Source organism: Bacteroidota bacterium (genome assembly GCA_034723125.1).
Classification (GTDB): Bacteria; Bacteroidota; Bacteroidia; order CAILMK01; family JAAYUY01; genus JAYEOP01.
This window is the reverse complement of the sequence record JAYEOP010000381.1, coordinates 1-2,358: the sequence shown is the minus strand read 5'-3', so window position 1 is coordinate 2,358 and position 2,358 is coordinate 1. Positions and strand designations below refer to the sequence as shown.

The window sequence follows — 2,358 nt, the reverse complement described above, 5'->3', positions numbered from 1 at the left end:
ATTTGAAAATTATTGATAAAGGTTGCAATAAAACAACTTTGTGAAATTTATCATCCAACGATATTAAAAGGTGATTTTTACAGCCATACTGAAAGAAATATTATTGTGTTTTTAAAATTGTTAATATCAGTTCCTATAAATAATAAATTGTGAACGTCATTTTGCTTAAAAGCTATTTTTTTTAAACAAAGTGATATAAAAAATAATATTATGAAAAAGTTAATTTTAAGATTAATTCTATATATTGTTTTAATAGTAAACATTAAAGCAGAATATACCGACAGTACTGAAAATAAAACAAACAGGTTTGAATATTCTCCATGATTGTTTAAAGAATTGATTTTGTAAATTTGTGTGAACCGTTTAAAATTTAATAAAATGAAACATCTAAAATACTTAATATTTAGTCTTGTTATTTTTCTTCTTTTACAAGTATCTTCATGCCGGGAAAAAGGATGTGAAGCAATAAAAAAAGCTCCACAGGAATTTTTAGATTACTGGTATTTCCCTGAAGGTAGCTGGTGGGTTTATCAAAATCAGGATGGGGAAATTGATACTGTAAAATGTTTTGAAAATAAGATTGAACATGACTATGATTTCTTCCCATGTGTTTTTCAATATTTGAGTGCAGTTAAACATTCAAATAAGAAATACTTTTATCAAAAGGATTATCCACAATATAGCGGTCACAACTTTCAAGGTTTAAATTTTGGAAAAGGAAATTGCCAGTTAAGAGTTTTATCTTTCAATGATTACTATAGTTTTTCAACAATTTTAAATTTTCCTTTTAAGATTGGTGATATTTTGGTTCATGGTGAAATAAATGATGAGATACGCATAAAAAAGATTGCTGACTCTAACAGTATTGAAATAAATAATACGATGTATTATAATTCAATTCATATCCTCCAAACGGTTGAAGGAAACATCAATATTCCTGAAATTTTTGCTGAAAATATTTGGTTATCAAAAAATACAGGACTTATAAAAGTTACATATTTTAATGGAGAATACTGGGAACTTATTAATCACTTTATAAATAAATAATATTATGAAAAAGTTAATTTTAAGATTAATTCTATATATTGTTTTAATAGTAAACATTAAAGCAGAATATACCGACAGTACTGAAAATAAAACAAACAGGTTTGAATATTCTCCATGATTGTTTAAAGAATTGATTTTGTAAATTTGTATGAATCACTTAAAATTTAAGAAAATGAAATTATATAAATTATTAATTCTATTTATATTTGCACCTTTATTATTTTTTACAAATTCTGATTGTAAAAAATGTAAGGACTGTATTTATTATACCGATACACTTATGCATGACCAGGAATTTCTTGACTATTGGTATTTTCCTGAAGGAAGCTGGTGGGTATATCAGCGAACAGATACAAACGCTATTATATTTGATACTGCTGTGGTTACAAAAGAAATAAATAAAATAACATGCTTACCTCATTTTTCACCTTATTGTATTCATGATATTTTATTACATATTTCACATTCGAATATTCATTTTAAGACTTCTTCTGATGATCCAAAAGCACTTTTAACTGCATTTTATCCTCCTAATGAATTAACATGTGATGGTAATGGAACTTTGTATTTTTGGTATGGTAACTTTTTTAAAACGCCCTTTGATTTATATTATCAAGGTTCTGTTTTTGAAATATCTGATAGCCTCACAATAACAACACCTTATGGTGTTCTTGAAAATGTTATCAGTATTCAGATTTTTATAGAAGTTATTGAAAATGTTTGGCTAAAAAAAAGGCTTGGTTTTGTCAAATTCCAGCATTATGATGGTTCAATATGGGAACTGGTTGATTATTTTATTAACAAGTAATAATAAAATTTAAAATTAAGATCATGAAAAATTTAGTATTAACATCAATGATTTGTATTTCAATAGCATATAGTTCATATTCACAATGCTTAGAATGCAATACACTTGGTTTCAGTGTAATATCAGAAACAATATACGAAATAAATGACACAATTGACATTTCCTATTTAGTAAAAAAAAATCAGTAAATTCAATCTGAAATATATATTGACAGTATTTTTTTTAATTACAGTTTTTTGTAGTGACAAATCGAATGAGGTCGCTACAAGCTACTTATATATTGCTGATTATATTTTTGACTGGTCAAGTTGGGTTAAAAAGATATCCTTGAATTAATATTTATCACCTTTTGTTCAAGAAATAAAATGAATTATAAAAAATATTTTGAATATTGAAAATAAAGTATTACATTTGAAAATTATTGATAAAGGTTGCAATAAAACAACTTTGTGAAATTTATCATCCAACGATATTAAAAGGTGATTTTTACAGCCATACTGAAA

The 2,358-nt window shown here is 25.3% G+C and carries 3 protein-coding genes; all 3 read left to right on the top strand.

Annotated elements, in window-relative coordinates; translation table 11 throughout:
- Positions 1-378: 378 nt before the first annotated feature.
- Positions 379-1,047 (top strand): hypothetical protein, encoded by a 669-nt coding sequence (locus U9R42_10150; GenBank protein ID MEA3496383.1) that lies wholly within the window; start codon positions 379-381, stop codon positions 1,045-1,047.
- Between the two features lie 172 nt (positions 1,048-1,219).
- Positions 1,220-1,855, top strand: a complete 636-nt coding sequence (locus U9R42_10145; protein ID MEA3496382.1) for a hypothetical protein — start codon at positions 1,220-1,222, stop codon at positions 1,853-1,855.
- A gap of 23 nt (positions 1,856-1,878) precedes the next feature.
- Positions 1,879-2,043 (top strand): hypothetical protein, encoded by a 165-nt coding sequence (locus U9R42_10140; GenBank protein ID MEA3496381.1) that lies wholly within the window; start codon positions 1,879-1,881, stop codon positions 2,041-2,043.
- Positions 2,044-2,358: the final 315 nt, after the last annotated feature.

Coding starts and splice junctions, on each gene's coding strand:
- U9R42_10150 (MEA3496383.1), top strand. CDS start 379: ATGAAACATCTAAAATACTTAATATTTAGTCTTGTTATTTTTCTTCTT.
- U9R42_10145 (MEA3496382.1), top strand. CDS start 1,220: ATGAAATTATATAAATTATTAATTCTATTTATATTTGCACCTTTATTA.
- U9R42_10140 (MEA3496381.1), top strand. CDS start 1,879: ATGAAAAATTTAGTATTAACATCAATGATTTGTATTTCAATAGCATAT.